This window comes from Nocardia sp. JMUB6875 (assembly GCF_041154655.1).
In the GTDB taxonomy this organism is placed as follows: domain Bacteria; phylum Actinomycetota; class Actinomycetes; order Mycobacteriales; family Mycobacteriaceae; genus Nocardia.
Genome location: NZ_BAAFGR010000042.1, coordinates 1 through 13454, shown reverse-complemented (window position 1 = coordinate 13454; position 13454 = coordinate 1). Strand labels below are relative to the sequence as shown.

Here is a 13454-nt window from a genome sequence, read left to right as displayed (position 1 = left end):
GGGCTTGGATGCCACGCACCACCCGGATAACCATCGTGCTGCTGTTCGCGGCCTGGGTTGTCGACTACATCGATCGGACCGTGATCAATTTCGCGCTGCCGGCGATCGGTGACGACCTCGGGCTCGATCACACGCAACAGGGTCTGCTGGTGTCGATGTTCTTCATCTCCTACGCGCTGATCCAGATTCCCGCCGGTTTGCTGGCGGACCGCTACGGGGCGTTGAAGGTCGGTATCGCGGGGTTGACAGCGTGGTCGGTGTTCACCGGATTGACCGCCGTCGCTTGGTCTTTCGCGGTGCTGCTGGCCATCCGGTTCCTGTTCGGATTGGTGCAGGGCGTGTTTCCGGCCGCCGCCATCAAGGCGCTCGCCGAACGCAGTCGGCCCGAGGAGCGTACGACCGCCGCGGGGTGGACGAACTCCTCCAATGCGGCGGGCCTGCTGCTGGCCGCGGTGATCGCGGGGGTCTTGCTGCCCACGGTCGGCTGGCGGGTGATGTTCGCGGTGATCTCGGTGCTCGGGGTGGCGGTCATTCTGGCCTGGCGGCGGTGGATGCCGGAACCGCTGGTGCAGGACGAGATTCCGATCGCGAATGTCGGGACCAGGGCCGAGCGGCGCGCGGTGCTGTTCTCGCCCGCGCTGCTGGGGTTCGCCGTCATCTTCTTCGGCTACGACGTGCTGGTGTGGGGCGTCACCGCGTGGACGCCGACCTTCCTGAAAGAGCAGCACGGAATCTCGCAGGCCGGTATCGCCTTCGCCGCGGTGCCGACCACGCTGGCCGCGGCGGTCGGGGTGGTGCTCGGGGCGCGGCTGTCGGATCGGATCGGCGGGCGGCCGCGGGTGATCGTGGTGCCGGCCATGGCGTTCACCGCCGTCATGCTCTTCGTGCTGCCGCGCGCGGAACCGTTCGGGCTGTTCGTGCTGGTGGGCACGGTGATGAGCCTGGTCGCCGGGATGGCGTACATGCCGGCGTTCGCGGTGCCGCTGCGCTCGCTGCCCAGCGCGTACATCGGCGCGGCCACCGGGGTGATCATCTTCGGCGGGCAGCTGGCCGGTGTGCTGAGCCCGCTGGCCTTCGGCGTGGTCACCGACCATCTCTCGTACACAACGGCTTTCGAAACGATGGCCGCCGGTCCGCTGCTGGCCCTGGTGGCGGCGGCCGTGGTACCCCAAACCGCCGAGGCGTTCCGGGCGCTGCTGTCCCGCCGCGGCTCGGCGACCGTCCCGTCGAAGGAGAGTCTCACATGACCGAGCAGTCCACCGCCGCAACGCTTTCCGAGCACTGGCAGCAGGTCTACCGCCGGTTGCACGCGCACCCGGAGCTGTCGGGTGAGGAGCACGCCACCGCGGCCCTGGTGGCCGAAGAGCTGCGGGCGCTGCCGGGCTGGGAGGTGACCGAGAATGTCGGCGGCACCGGCGTTGTCGGCGTGCTGCACAGCGGTCCCGGGCCGGTGATCTGGCTGCGCGCGGATATGGACGGGCTGCCGGTGCAGGAGGAGACGGGACTCGACTACGCCTCCACCGTGCCCGGCGTCATGCACGCCTGCGGCCACGATGTGCATGTCACGGCATTGCTCGGCACCTGTGCGGAACTGGCGGCGAATCCATTGCCCGGCACCGTGGTCGCGCTGTTCCAGCCCGCCGAGGAGACCGGCTCGGGTGCGCAGGGGATGCTCAATGACGGCCTGCTGGAACGCTTTCCGCATCCGCGCATCGTTCTGGGCCAGCATGTGGGCCCGCTGCCCGCCGGACTCGTGCTGAGCAAGCCCGGCACCCTGATGGCCGCCTCGGATTCGGTGCGCGTCACCTTCCTCGGCAAGGGCGGGCACGCCTCCCAGCCGCACACCGCCATCGATCCGCTGCTCATGGCGGCCTCGCTGGTGCTGCGCCTGCAGTCGCTGGCCGCGCGCCAGACCGCGACCGCCCTCAGCCCGGTGCTCACCGCCGGTGCGCTGCACGCGGGCACGCGGCCGAACATCATCGCCGATACCTCCGAGGTGCTGCTCAGCCTGCGCACCTTCACCGACGGCTCACGCAACCGCATGGTGGAGGGCATCCAGCGCCTGGCCGAGGCCGAGGCGGCCGCCGCCGGTGCGCCGCAGGAGCCGAAAGTCGAGTTCTACGACCACTTCCCGGTCACCGAGAACACCCCCGGCGACACCGAACGCGTCCTCGCCTCGCTCAGCGCGGCGAACCTTCCGGTCATGCCCATGAACCACCCCATTACCGGCAGTGAGGATTTCGGCGCTTTCGGCACCGCCGCGAAGGTTCCCTCGGTGTTCTGGCACATCGGCGGCATCGACCCCGCGCGGTTCACCGAGGAAGACCAGATCCACATGCTCACCGAAGGCGCACTGCCCGAACGCTTCCCCTCCAACCACTCCCCTCACTTCGCCCCCGACCCCGCCCTGGCACTGCCCGCCGCCATCACCACCATGGTCACCGCGGCCCGCGCCGAACTCGAACGGCCTACCATGGCTGAATGAGCGGATCCGGCAGGTGGGAAGTCGAGGATCTCGCCCTCCGAGACCGCCGGGCGAGATCCTTCGGGGCGGCGGCCGCCGCCTACGATGCCCACCGTCCGGACTACCCCCTGGCCGGGCTGCGCTGGGCACTGGAACCGCTGGGCTCCACCGATGTCCGCGTACTCGACCTCGGCGCGGGCACCGGCAAACTCACCGGGGTAGCGGTGGCGGCGGGCGCGCGGGTCACCGCCGTCGAACCCGACGAAGGCATGCGCGCGGTCCTGCGCGAGCGCCACCCTCGGGTGCCCGCATTGACCGGGACCGCCGAATCCATTCCGCTCCCGGACAATTCGATGGACGCGATCGTCGCGGGCCAGGCCTTCCACTGGTTCGACCTCCCCCGCTCCTTCCCCGAATTCGCCCGGGTCCTCCGCCCCGGCGGCGTCCTCGCCGCCTTTTGGAACGACCACGACGATTCAGTCGAATGGGTAGCCGCCTTCGACCGCCTACGGCAGTCCTCGGCCTCCTTCCCGCCCGCGAACCCGGAACCCGACCTACCCACCCATCCCCTCTTCACCTCCTTCACCAAATCCGTATTCGCCCATTCTCAGTCCCGCACGGCCGAATCCCTCACGGCCACGATCGCCACCCACTCCCACGCCCTGGTGATCCCGGAATCCGAACGCGAGGCGATCCTGGGTCGGCTCACGGACTTCCTCCGTTCCCGGCCCGAAACCTCCAGCGGCACATTCGAAATGCCGCTCCGCACGACGGTCATCCGCGCGACCGCGATCTAGACCGCACGGAGGGTCTCGCCCCTCCTGACGATCACGACGCCGAGCAGGATGAGCAGACCGCCGAGCAGCTGGATGGGGCGCGGAGTTTCGCCGAGCAGGTACCACGCGAACACCAGGCCCGTCAGGACTTCCAGGAGCGCGGCGAACGCGGCCAGGCGAGGACCGAGTAGGCGGGTGGCGGCGATGCCGGAGACATAGGCGAGGGCGGCGGTCACGGTGCCCAGCACCAGCGCGGGTGGCCACCAGGGCACGGTGAAGTCTTGGAAGGCAATGGTGTTCGCGGTGGCGCGCAGTGGGACGATGCCCACGATCCCCGCCGCCAGCAGGGTCAGGCCGCCGATGAGGAGGCCCGAGGTGGCGAGCACGGTGCCCGGCAGCGCGGTATCGGTGCGGGAGGACAGCAGGATGAACGCGACTCCGCCGAGCATCGAGGCGAGCGCCCACCCGATGCCGACCCAGCCGACGGCCGCCCCGGAATGCAGGCCGACCACGAGCGGCAGCCCCGCCAGGCCGAGAGCGGCGCCCACGAGCGTCATCCCGGGCGGCCGTTGCCGATGCCGCGACCACAGCCAGCCGGTCACGGCGATCGGCGCGGTGTTCTGAATGAGCAGCGCCACCGCGACTTCCAGATGGGATACGGCGTTGAAGTAGGTCAGCTGAACTCCGGCGACCGCGAACAAGCCGTAGTAGGCGAGCAGACGTGCGTTGCGGCGCAGGAGATTCCACCGGCCGCGCAGTTGCACCAGCGCGATCGGCAGCAGCACCAGCCCGGCCGTCAGCACCCGCACCACGGTCGCCGCCGCCGAACTCCACCCGGCCGCCATCAACCCGTGCGCCAACGGGCCCGACAGGGAGAACGACGCCGTCGACACGACCGCGTAGCCCAGCCCCAACCCCATCTCAGTGCTGGGTTTCGGTGGTGAGGTAATGGATGAGATCACGTGGGAGTCCATGGGTGTCGTGGAGGTAGTGGTAGTCGTCGTCGGTCAAGGTGCCACTGAAACGGCTGCGGGACAACAATTGTCGGCCGCGTTCGAGCAGCTGACCGAACCTGCGCTCCTCGTCGCGCAGGGCGGTGCGTATTTCGTCTGGCGATCCGAGCTGCCCGAAATGGTCGAGGGTGTGCTCGATGAGGTCCGTCGGCAGATCCGAAAGGGTGCCGGTGGGATCGTTGCGCCACAGCGTGGTCAGCACCCGGCGGATCAGTCGGCGAAGAACATAGCCACGGCCGTTGGGGGACGGGGTGATTCGATCGCCGAGGAGTACCACGACGGAACGGAGGTGGTCGATGACCAGATTGCGGGAGGAGTCGTCCAGCCCGGGCCACAAGCGGGGCAGCGTCGAACGCCAAGGCTCGAAAAGATCTGTCTCATAGATCGATTCGACACCCTGAAGAATGCTCACCAGGCGTTCCAGCCCCATACCGGTGTCGATATTGGGTTGGGGTAATGGTTCGAGGGTGCCGTCGGGGTGACGGTGGTAGCGCATCATGACGTGGTTCCAGACCTCGACCCACCGATCATCGGTTGTCGGTGTGCCCCGCGGGGTTTCGGGACCGCTCCAGACGAAGATCTCCGAGTCGGGGCCGCACAGGCCGGTGGGCCCGTTGGACCACCAGTTGTCGTCGGTGGTGGGCTCGATCGGGACGCCGAGATCGGTCCAGGTCTGCCAGGAGTCGTGGTCGGGGCCGACCTGCTCGTCGCCACCGAAAACGGTGACGTGCATTCGCGAGGGATCGAGGCCGAAGCCGTCACGAAGCAGTTCGTAGCCCCAGCGCAGGCTCTGCGGGCCCCGGTAGTCGCCCAGCGACCAGGAGCCGAGCATCTCGAACACCGTCAAATGGGTGTCATCGCCGACCTCGTCGAGATCGGTGGTGCGCAAACAGCGTTGGAGACCGACCAGGCGGCGACCGCTCGGGTGCGGGCGGCCCATCAGGTACGGGGTCAGCGGGTGCATGCCGGAGGTGGTGAACAGCACCGGATCGCCCGGTGGCGGGACGAGCGATTCGCCCGGTATGAGTTCGTGTCCGCGCTCGCGGAAGAACTCGAGAAAGATCTGGACGATGCGGTCGGTGGTGAACATGGTGATTGCTCCATCGAGTGAGATCGACTGGAAGCGACCACGAGTGGCAATGGAAACCGACACACACCGGCGGACCGCTTCCGGTCGCCGGCTGGGGAATAGAGGTCAGACGGCCGCGACCGACGAGCTGTGAGCTCGCGGGTTCGCGGCTGCGGTGGGTGGACAGACCTCCATGCGCCTCACGGTAGCAACGAGTCCGAAGCGAGCACGAGCGAATATTCGCGGGCCTGTGCTGCTGAGCTATCGGTTCAAAACTGTCACAGACGGTTGATCGCCCTGTTACGTTGCGCACGAGAGCAATTGAGGGACAGGTGATTCAGTTTGTCACTGCGTATACGACGCCTCGCCGCAGTACTGTTCGCCACGGTCGCGGCGTTCACGCTGGCCGGGACCGGATCTTTCGCCACCGCCGAGCCCGACGGCGGCCCTGGCGCGGAGATCCAGGATGGGCAACTGCCGGAACCGGCGGCGGCCTGCTCGACCACCGATACCGCGGGCAAGCGCATCACGATGACGACCGCCGACGGTCGGCCATATCTGGTGTATGTACCCAAGGGATTGACCGGTGCCGCACCGCTGATCGTGGCCGTGCACGGCGGGATGAGCTCGCCGGACAAGTTCGCCGGTGAGACCGGATTCGACGGGTACGCCGAGAGTAAGAAGTTCATCGTCGCCTATCCGCGTGGCCCCAAGGCGGAGACCGGCGGCTACGGCGGCTGGGACTGGAACAAGGGTTCGGCCGATGTGACCTTCCTGCGCGCGGTGATGAGCGGTGTGTCGGGCAAGTACTGTGTGAACCCGCATCGCGTACACATGGTGGGACACTCCAATGGGGGCCAGATGACCTCGCGCATGGCGTGCGACTCCGCGGGCACGATCGCCTCGGCGGCGACCTTCTCCTCCTATTTCCCCGGCGGATACGACTGCGCCCCCACCCGCGACATCTCCTTCGGCGTGATGCTCACCGCCAATGACGCACTGACCTGGCAGGCCGGCGCCGAATCCAATCGCGATATGTGGCGGATGCACGATGGCTGTGGCGCCAAGACCACCGAAACCGGCTATCAGGTGAAGAATGGCGAAAGCTCCGCTTGCGCAAACGGTTCCGAGGTCGTCTACCGTCTCTACCAGGATCAGCCGACACCGGACAAGGCGCACAATTGGCCGACGCCGAGCGGAGATCCGAGCTGGAATGCCGACATCTTCAACCGCATGTGGAAGTTGTTCGTGGACAACCAACTCTGATCAGTCGGCCGGCCACCTCCATCCTGCGCCCTGGGGTATGGGTAGGTCAGCGCCAGGTGGGATCGCCGTCGAAGTGGACGTCGAACTGGTCGTGGAGGTTGTCCATGCTGTCCCAGTCCGCTTCGCCGCGGGCTATTCGGCCGAGTTGGCGGAAGTAGTCGAAGCGCGCGAGGCCGGGGGTGAGGACGGCGAAGAATTCGGCGCGGCCCTCGGCGGATGCGCCGAAGGCGTGGACGGTGCCGGGCGGGATGACTACCAGGCCGCCCTTGTCGACGTGGTGGAGTTCGCCGTCGACGAGGAATTCCATTGTGCCGTCGAGGATGTAGAAGATCTCGGTCGATCTGGTGTGGTGGTGGGGGCGGGTGCCGTCCGCGCCCGCGGGGAGCAGCAGGCGGTTCGCGCCGAAGAGGCCGTCGGAGTTCTGGCTGTCCTCGAGCAGCCAGAAGGCGCCGTCACCGGGGAGCCGGACCGCTTCGACATCGCGTTCGTTGATGATGAAAGGCTTTGCCATAGCCAGCACAACCGGACCACGGCCCGTTTTATTCGCCTATTGGTCGAAGGCGATGTGGAGGTCGTCGGATTCGGGGAGGGTCTGGCAGGCGAGGGTCAAGCCCTGCGCGAGTTCCTCTTCGATCAAGGATTCGTTCTGCAGCATGCGGGTGCGGCCACGTTTGACGGTGCAAACGCAGGTGGCGCAGGCGGATTCGCGGCAGACGTAGGGGGCATCGATGCCGTGGTCGAGGAGGACATCTAGGAGCTTCTTGGATCTGGGCCAAGGGAGAGTGTGGGTTTCACCGTCGATATCGACTCGGACGGTCGCGGTGTCGGCGGCAGGTGTGGTGACCGCGGTCGGGGCGTGGTATTCGAAGGGATTGTCGGTCAGCGAGCGGTATTGCTCCTGATGGATGGACCGGTCGGAGATGCGGAGCTGATTCAGGCCCTGCTTGACCGTCGAGGCGAATCCGGCCGGGCCACAGAGATATACGTCGTGACGCCGGTACGGCCGAGCCCAGCTCGAGACGGACCGCGGCGTCGGCAGGCCGCGCTCGGATTCCAGCCAGTGCGTCACGGTCAGGCGGCGCGGATGACGACGCAGCAGGTGTTCGAGCTCGGCGTCGAAGATGATGGACGGACGATCGCGATTGGCATAGAACAGCGCGATAGTGCCGCGCCCCAGAGCCAGCGCCGATTTGAGGATCGACATGATCGGGGTGATACCGCTCCCGGCCGCGCAGAGCAGGAGGTCGTTGTTCCAGCTGCGCGGGGTGAAGTTTCCGGCGGGTTCCAGGACGGTGAGGATGTCGCCCGCGGAGACGTTGTCGCACAACCAGTTCGAGCCGTAGCCGCCGGGCGTCCGCTTGACGGTGATGGTGGGCCGCTCGTCGCAGTGCGGGCTGGACGATAGCGAATAGCAGCGGGCCACGGAACCGGTCCGATCGCTGGGCACGCGCAGGGTCAGGTACTGCCCCGGCGAGTAGCCGAAGCGGCCGGTCAGATCGGTGGGGATATCGAAGATCAGCGAGACCGCGTCGGCGGTCTCGCTGACTACTTCGCGCACCTTGAGCTCATGGGCGCGAGCATTCACCGGGTGCCCCCTCCCCTGCCCATGACGAGCTCACCGAGGGACTGGATCCGCTCCATCGAAAGCGGTTGGGTGATCCGGCGATTCACGCCGGGCGCGATCCGCAGCATGAAGTAGCCGAGCCAGGCCTCCGCCCGAACCGGCACGACGGCCAGGTCGTAGCGGATGGAGCGAACCACCGCGCGCGCCACCAGATCCGGACTCAACGGCGAGAACGGCAGCCGCTCGGCCAGCTCCTGGAGCTGGGTGGTGATCTGCTGCCCGCGGGCGAGCAAGGCCGGATCGACGCCGACCGCGATGGCGTGCTGAGCGATATTGGTGTTGATCACGCCAGGGCAGATCGCGCTCACACCGACACCTTTGGGGGCCAGCTCCAGCCGCAGGCATTCGGTGAGCATCTTCACCCCCGCCTTGGACACCGAGTACGCCGACATGACCGGCGTCGGCGTGAATGCCGCCGCGGACGCGATGTTCACGATGTGCCCGCGCTTGCCCTCGTCGATCATGAGCCGCCCGAACGCCCGGCACCCGTACACGACGCCGAGCAGGTTCACGCCCAGCTGCCGCTCCCAGTCCTCGGGCTCGAGATCCAGAAACGCACCGCTGACCAGAATTCCGGCATTGTTGACCAGCACATCCGGCACCCCGTGATCGGCGTGCACGTCACGGGCGAATGCCGCCCAGGCATGCGGATCGGTGACGTCGAGCTGCATGGCGACCGCCTGTTGCCCCTTCGACTGGATGATGGCCACCGTGGACAGCGCCGCGTCCTTGTCGATATCGGAAACGATGACCTCAGAGCCCATGCGCGCGAACCGAAGTGCCGTCGCCCGCCCGATGCCGCTGCCCGCACCGGTGACCACGACCAGCCGCGGATCGATACCGTTGATTTTCACGAGGCCTCCTCGGAGAGCGCGACCGGCCGCGACGCCGTCGGAGCGCCGACGGTGTAGCGGTAGACGTCGAGATCGAAATGGCGGTTCTGCCAATACATCTCGCCGTGTGTGGACGGCCGGAACGGCGAATCGCCGTGATTGTCGATGTAATAGGTGTTGGAGCCCTCGCAGACCGGGGTGAACAGGAAGTTCTTCTCCTGCCGCCGCAGGCAGCGCCGGAAGTACTCGTCGTGCACCTCCTGCCGGATCTCGACCTCGGTGGTGCCGCGCGCCTTCGCTTCCGCGATGACCCGCGCCAGATGCGCCGAGGTGGCCTCGATCATCCAGATATAGGAGCCCAGCACGAACCCGTAGGGCCCGGTGATGGTGAAGGCATTGGGGAATCCGGGCACCGAAACGCCCTGGTAGGACTGGTAGCGCTGCTCGTCCCAGAACTTCTCGAGATCCTTGCCGCCGCGCCCGTACACCGGGAACGGCGGCACCGAGCCCTTGTCCCAGAGCTTGAATCCGGTCGCGCAGATGAGCACGTCGATCTCGTGTTCGGTTCCGTCCACGGTGACCACGCCGCGTTCGGTGATCCGCTCGATGGAGTCGGTGACCAGGCTGACGTCGGAGCGGTTGAACGTCTTCAGGTAATCGTTCGACATGGAAGGCCGCTTGCAGCCCAATCCATAACGGGGCGTGAGCTTTTCCCGCAGTTCAGGATCACTGACCTGCGAGCGCATCCACCGCCGGATCGGCACCTCGGCGAGCCGCCGCCCGGTGTCGGTGACCCACGTCGGCCCGACCACCATCCCGCTCATGGCGAGCTCGGTCCCGGCATTGCCGACCAGCCGCAGCACGGACCGAATCCGCTTGTTCCCCAGCACTTGCCGCCCGAGCCAGCCGACCTCGGCGTCGTTCTTGGGAAACACCCAGATCGGCGTCCGCTGGAACACCGTCAGATGCTCGGTCTCGTCCACAATGGCCGGAATCAGCTGCAGCGCGGTGGCTCCCGTCCCGATGACCGCCACCCTTTTACCGGCCAGCGATACATCGTGATCCCACAGCGCCGTATGCATCAGGGTCCCGCCGAAATCGTCGAGCCCCTCGATATCCGGCATCTTGGGCCGCTCCAGCCCGCCGACGGCCAGCACCACGTACCGCGCCGTGAGGCACTGCCCACCGTCGGTGGTCAAGCGCCACAGGCTGTTCCGATCGTCGAACTCGGCCGCCACGATGGTGGTGTTCAGCCGCAGCCGGTCTCGCAGCCCGTACTTGTCGACCATGCTCTCGGCATAGTCGCGCAGTTCGGTGCCGGGGGCGAAGACCCGCGACCAGTCGCCGCGCTGCTCATAGGAGAAGCTGTAGATGAACGACGGAATGTCCACCGCCACACCGGGATAGGTGTTGGCATGCCAGGTGCCACCCACCCGATCCCACTTGTCCACGATCACGAAGTCGTGAATGCCCTTGCGCTGCAGTGCGATACCGGTGCCGATTCCTCCGAACCCGGCCCCGACCACGATGACCTCGTGGTCGGGGCGGGCATCGGTGGGCACACCACTGCCACCATCTCTTCCCATTGCTGAAAGTCCTTCCGGCTCAGCCGATGCGATCCAGCAGTTCGCCGTCCGCCCCGAACAGCTCCCGCCGCCACTGCTCGAGCAGCGCGCTGGTGTCGATATCGTCGGGGTGGAAGCCGGGCCGCATGTACGGCCGCATCTCCTTGAGCAGCCCCTTCACGATCGGGCCGCGATACAGCCGGATCGACTGCCGCACCACCTTCAACGGCCGCCAGCTGCGCGGATCGCTCAGGATGGAGGCCAGCACGCCGAGCGAGACCACCGGAATGGTGAAGACGTACATCCCCGCCATCACGCCGATGCGCACCACCTCGGCCCCGCCCGCATTGCGGAAGACGTCGAAGGCCACGGACTTGTGCTCGAGTTCTTCGAAAGCGTGCCAGTTCAACAGGTTCCACACCTCGGCGTCACCCGGAATGTCCTGGATCTCCTCCGTACCCAGCACCCGCTTGGCGAGCGTGGCCGTGTAGTGCTCGGCCGCCGCGGTCACCGCCAGGTGCACCTGCCGCGGCACCGCGTTCTCGACCGCGATCACGCCCTTCTCCCGCAGCGCGCCCGGACCGAAGGTGAAGACGCGCACGATCGGGAAGCCGTTCTCGATGAGCTGCTCGTTCAGCCGCCGATGCTGCTGCCCGTGCACCGCCTCCTGGCCGATGAACCCGGCCACCCGCTTCTTGAGCACGGGATCGGTGATCTCCCCGGAGAATTTGCGCACCGAGCGAATGAAGGATTCCTCGCCCGGCGGGAAGGCCGCGGAGAGCACCGCGATCAGATGGGTGAGGGGGATATCGCCCTGCACGAAGTGGTGCGCCATCGGCTCGGGCTCGCCGAACCGGAATCGCATGCGCCGCACCTTCGGATAGGGCATGGGGGACTTGGTTTCCTGCCGACCGATCGCCATTGGTCGGTCCTTTCTAGCGATGGAATCGTGATTACTTCAAGTGGTCGACGAGCTGGCCGTCTTTCCCGAAAAGCTCCTGCTGCCAACGGGACAGCAGCGCCGAGGTGTCGATATCGTCGGGATGGAAGCCGGGGCGCAGATACTTGCCCAGCTCCGGCATGAGCCCGCGGAAAACCGGCCCGGTGAACAGCCGGTACGCCTCGCGCGCCACCCGCACCGGCTGGCGGCGTGCGTTCTCGTCCCGCCCGACGGCCAGCGCCAGGCTCAGATAGGTGAGCGGCAGGGTGAGCGAGTACATGGCGAGCATGACCCCGATGCGGGTGCGCTCGCTGCCGCCGACCGCGCGGAAGACGTCGAAGGCCACCGATTTGTGCTCGAGTTCTTCCAGCGCATGCCAATTCAGCAGATTCCACACCTCGGGATCGCCCGGAATGTTCTGGATCTCGTCGCTGGACAGCACCCGCTGCGCCAGCACCGCGGTGTAGTGCTCGGCCGCCGCTGTCATGGCCAGATGCACCTCGGGTGAGAGCCGCTGTTCGAGCCACAGCGCCCGCTCCTTGGCCTTCTCCGAGTCCAGCCATTGAATGGGATAGCCGAGTTCCACCAGCTTTTCATTGAGTCTGCGGTGCTCGTGGCCGTGCATGGCCTCCTGCCCGACGAAGCCGGTCACCCGCTTCTTGAGCACCGGATCGGTGACCCGGTCGGCCACGCGCCGGACCGAGCGGATGAAGGATTCCTCGCCGGCCGGGAAGCCGCCGGACATGCCGGCCACGAAATGGCCGTAGACCATGTCGTTTTCGACGAAGTACTTGTCGTTCGAAGGGCGCTGATCGAATCGGAACTTGATGCGGCGGGCCTTGGGATAGGCCTGCGCCGGAAGGGTATTCGCCATCTGGACCATCCTTGGTGCAACACAAAGTACCTAGTACTACGTGTTCGATGTGATGCCCAGTGTAGGATTGTCCCAGACACCACACAAGGGGGTGCGCCCTAACGAATCGAATTACAATCTGCCCCATGGCCTCCCACCCGAATCGCGACCGCCCGGGCGAGCGGAAGGGTGATGCCCGCTACGACCGCTGGCATACGCACCGCACCTCGGTGCGGGCCGAGCTCATCGAGGCCACCATTCGCGCCATCGACGCCCACGGGCCCGATCTGTCCATCGACGATGTGGTGAAAACCGCTGGTATACCGCGCCCCAAGCTGTATCGCTTCTTCGGCGACAAGGTGGAACTGCTGGCCGCGGTGAGCGGGCGCGTGCAGGAGCTCATCGTCGAACGCGTGACCCCGCACCTGGACCCCACCGGACCGGTGCGCGACGGCATCCGCACCGCCCTGTCGGCCTATATCGATCTGGTGGCCGAGCGCCCCAACCTGTTTCGCTTCATCGTCAGCTCACATGTGGTCGCGGCCTTCGGTGCGGCCCGCCTGATCGACGATGGCCGTCCACTGTCCGATACAGTCGCCGACTTCTTCTCCGGGGTGCTGCGCCTGCGCGGCGCGAACGGCGACCACACCCAGTTCGCGGTCGACGCCATGCTCGGCGCGATCGGGCTGGGCGTGCTGCGCTGGCTCAACGAACCGGTCATCACCGCCAAGGAACTCACCGAGGAGCTGACCGCCTTCGCCTGGGGCGCGCTCTCCGCGACCGCCGAATCCCGCGGCCTCACCCTCGATCCCGCGGCGCCCCTGATGCCCGTCCACGAACTCAGCGAATGAACCGCTCCACCATCCGCCGCTCACTCGCGGCATCGCCCAGCGGCCAGGTCAGCAGCGACAACACCATGCGCACGATCCATTGCGCCGCTTCGTCATCCGGCGCGATCCCGGTGATCAGCGTCGCGATCCGCCCCAGCTCCGGCGAACTCGCGAACGCCACATCGCTCCCGCCCGCCCGCGTCCCCGCGAACCCCTTGGCC

General features: G+C 66.9%; 13 protein-coding genes and 1 pseudogene. 5 read left to right on the top strand and 9 right to left on the bottom strand.

Annotated elements, in window-relative coordinates:
- The first annotated feature begins 8 nt into the window (after nucleotides 1-8).
- Genes ACAM49_RS13290 through ACAM49_RS13280 form a run of 3 tightly spaced genes read left to right on the top strand, consistent with a single transcriptional unit; the run spans nucleotide 9 to nucleotide 3261 of the window.
- Nucleotides 9-1247, top strand: a complete 1239-nt coding sequence (locus tag ACAM49_RS13290; protein ID WP_369635780.1) for an MFS transporter — start codon at nucleotides 9-11, stop codon at nucleotides 1245-1247.
- A complete protein-coding gene (locus ACAM49_RS13285) occupies nucleotides 1244-2485 on the top strand; it encodes an amidohydrolase (protein ID WP_369635779.1) in 1242 nt (413 codons plus the stop codon). The genes ACAM49_RS13290 and ACAM49_RS13285 overlap by 4 nt, the downstream gene beginning before the upstream one ends.
- On the top strand, nucleotides 2482-3261 hold the full coding sequence (locus tag ACAM49_RS13280) for a class I SAM-dependent methyltransferase (protein WP_369635778.1): 780 nt from the start codon (nucleotides 2482-2484) through the stop codon (nucleotides 3259-3261). The genes ACAM49_RS13285 and ACAM49_RS13280 overlap by 4 nt, the downstream gene beginning before the upstream one ends.
- Here the strand turns inward: ACAM49_RS13280 and ACAM49_RS13275 are convergent.
- Nucleotides 3258-4160 (bottom strand): EamA family transporter, encoded by a 903-nt coding sequence (locus tag ACAM49_RS13275; protein WP_369635777.1) that lies wholly within the window; start codon nucleotides 4158-4160, stop codon nucleotides 3258-3260. The two genes, ACAM49_RS13280 and ACAM49_RS13275, sit on opposite strands and share 4 nt — an antisense overlap.
- Nucleotide 4161: 1 nt before the next feature.
- A complete protein-coding gene (locus ACAM49_RS13270) occupies nucleotides 4162-5343 on the bottom strand; it encodes an alanine--tRNA ligase-related protein (protein ID WP_369635776.1) in 1182 nt (393 codons plus the stop codon).
- 321 nt (nucleotides 5344-5664) lie between these two features.
- Between ACAM49_RS13270 and ACAM49_RS13265 the strand changes: the two genes are divergently transcribed.
- Complete coding sequence (locus ACAM49_RS13265) at nucleotides 5665-6588, top strand: PHB depolymerase family esterase (protein WP_369635775.1); 924 nt, start codon at nucleotides 5665-5667, stop codon at nucleotides 6586-6588.
- Between the two features lie 46 nt (nucleotides 6589-6634).
- Here ACAM49_RS13265 and ACAM49_RS13260 read toward each other — a convergent pair whose 3' ends face one another.
- From ACAM49_RS13260 to ACAM49_RS13235, 6 genes are read right to left on the bottom strand one after another with little or no spacing between them, the layout of a single operon-like run.
- On the bottom strand, nucleotides 6635-7099 hold the full coding sequence (locus ACAM49_RS13260; RefSeq protein WP_369635774.1) for a cupin domain-containing protein: 465 nt from the start codon (nucleotides 7097-7099) through the stop codon (nucleotides 6635-6637).
- A 36-nt stretch (nucleotides 7100-7135) separates the two neighbouring features.
- A complete protein-coding gene (locus tag ACAM49_RS13255; protein ID WP_369635773.1) occupies nucleotides 7136-8173 on the bottom strand; it encodes a 2Fe-2S iron-sulfur cluster-binding protein in 1038 nt (345 codons plus the stop codon).
- Nucleotides 8170-9066 carry an SDR family NAD(P)-dependent oxidoreductase gene (locus tag ACAM49_RS13250; RefSeq protein WP_369635772.1) on the bottom strand — a complete coding sequence of 299 codons (897 nt, stop codon included), beginning with the start codon at nucleotides 9064-9066 and terminating at the stop codon, nucleotides 8170-8172. Before ACAM49_RS13250 ends, ACAM49_RS13255 begins: the two co-directional genes overlap by 4 nt.
- Nucleotides 9063-10631 (bottom strand): flavin-containing monooxygenase, encoded by a 1569-nt coding sequence (locus ACAM49_RS13245; protein ID WP_369635771.1) that lies wholly within the window; start codon nucleotides 10629-10631, stop codon nucleotides 9063-9065. The genes ACAM49_RS13250 and ACAM49_RS13245 overlap by 4 nt, the downstream gene beginning before the upstream one ends.
- A 19-nt stretch (nucleotides 10632-10650) precedes the next feature.
- Complete coding sequence (locus ACAM49_RS13240) at nucleotides 10651-11532, bottom strand: metal-dependent hydrolase (protein ID WP_369635770.1); 882 nt, start codon at nucleotides 11530-11532, stop codon at nucleotides 10651-10653.
- A 31-nt stretch (nucleotides 11533-11563) separates the two neighbouring features.
- Nucleotides 11564-12424 (bottom strand): metal-dependent hydrolase, encoded by an 861-nt coding sequence (locus ACAM49_RS13235; protein ID WP_369635769.1) that lies wholly within the window; start codon nucleotides 12422-12424, stop codon nucleotides 11564-11566.
- A 125-nt stretch (nucleotides 12425-12549) separates the two neighbouring features.
- On the opposite strand from ACAM49_RS13235, the gene ACAM49_RS13230 reads away from it, so the two are divergent.
- Complete coding sequence (locus tag ACAM49_RS13230) at nucleotides 12550-13254, top strand: TetR/AcrR family transcriptional regulator (RefSeq protein ID WP_369635768.1); 705 nt, start codon at nucleotides 12550-12552, stop codon at nucleotides 13252-13254.
- Here the strand turns inward: ACAM49_RS13230 and ACAM49_RS13225 are convergent.
- A pseudogene (locus ACAM49_RS13225) lies at nucleotides 13244-13454 on the bottom strand (TetR/AcrR family transcriptional regulator); the annotation flags it as partial. The gene ACAM49_RS13230 and the pseudogene ACAM49_RS13225 sit on opposite strands and share 11 nt — an antisense overlap.

Bases quoted from the DNA above. Each gene is read 5' to 3' on its own strand.
- ACAM49_RS13290 (WP_369635780.1), top strand. From the start codon at position 9: ATGCCACGCACCACCCGGATAACCATCGTGCTGCTGTTCGCGGCCTGG.
- ACAM49_RS13285 (WP_369635779.1), top strand. From the start codon at position 1,244: ATGACCGAGCAGTCCACCGCCGCAACGCTTTCCGAGCACTGGCAGCAG.
- ACAM49_RS13280 (WP_369635778.1), top strand. From the start codon at position 2,482: ATGAGCGGATCCGGCAGGTGGGAAGTCGAGGATCTCGCCCTCCGAGAC.
- ACAM49_RS13275 (WP_369635777.1), bottom strand. From the start codon at position 4,160: ATGGGGTTGGGGCTGGGCTACGCGGTCGTGTCGACGGCGTCGTTCTCC.
- ACAM49_RS13270 (WP_369635776.1), bottom strand. From the start codon at position 5,343: ATGTTCACCACCGACCGCATCGTCCAGATCTTTCTCGAGTTCTTCCGC.
- ACAM49_RS13260 (WP_369635774.1), bottom strand. From the start codon at position 7,099: ATGGCAAAGCCTTTCATCATCAACGAACGCGATGTCGAAGCGGTCCGG.
- ACAM49_RS13245 (WP_369635771.1), bottom strand. From the start codon at position 10,631: ATGGGAAGAGATGGTGGCAGTGGTGTGCCCACCGATGCCCGCCCCGAC.
- ACAM49_RS13240 (WP_369635770.1), bottom strand. From the start codon at position 11,532: ATGGCGATCGGTCGGCAGGAAACCAAGTCCCCCATGCCCTATCCGAAG.
- ACAM49_RS13235 (WP_369635769.1), bottom strand. From the start codon at position 12,424: ATGGCGAATACCCTTCCGGCGCAGGCCTATCCCAAGGCCCGCCGCATC.
- ACAM49_RS13230 (WP_369635768.1), top strand. From the start codon at position 12,550: ATGGCCTCCCACCCGAATCGCGACCGCCCGGGCGAGCGGAAGGGTGAT.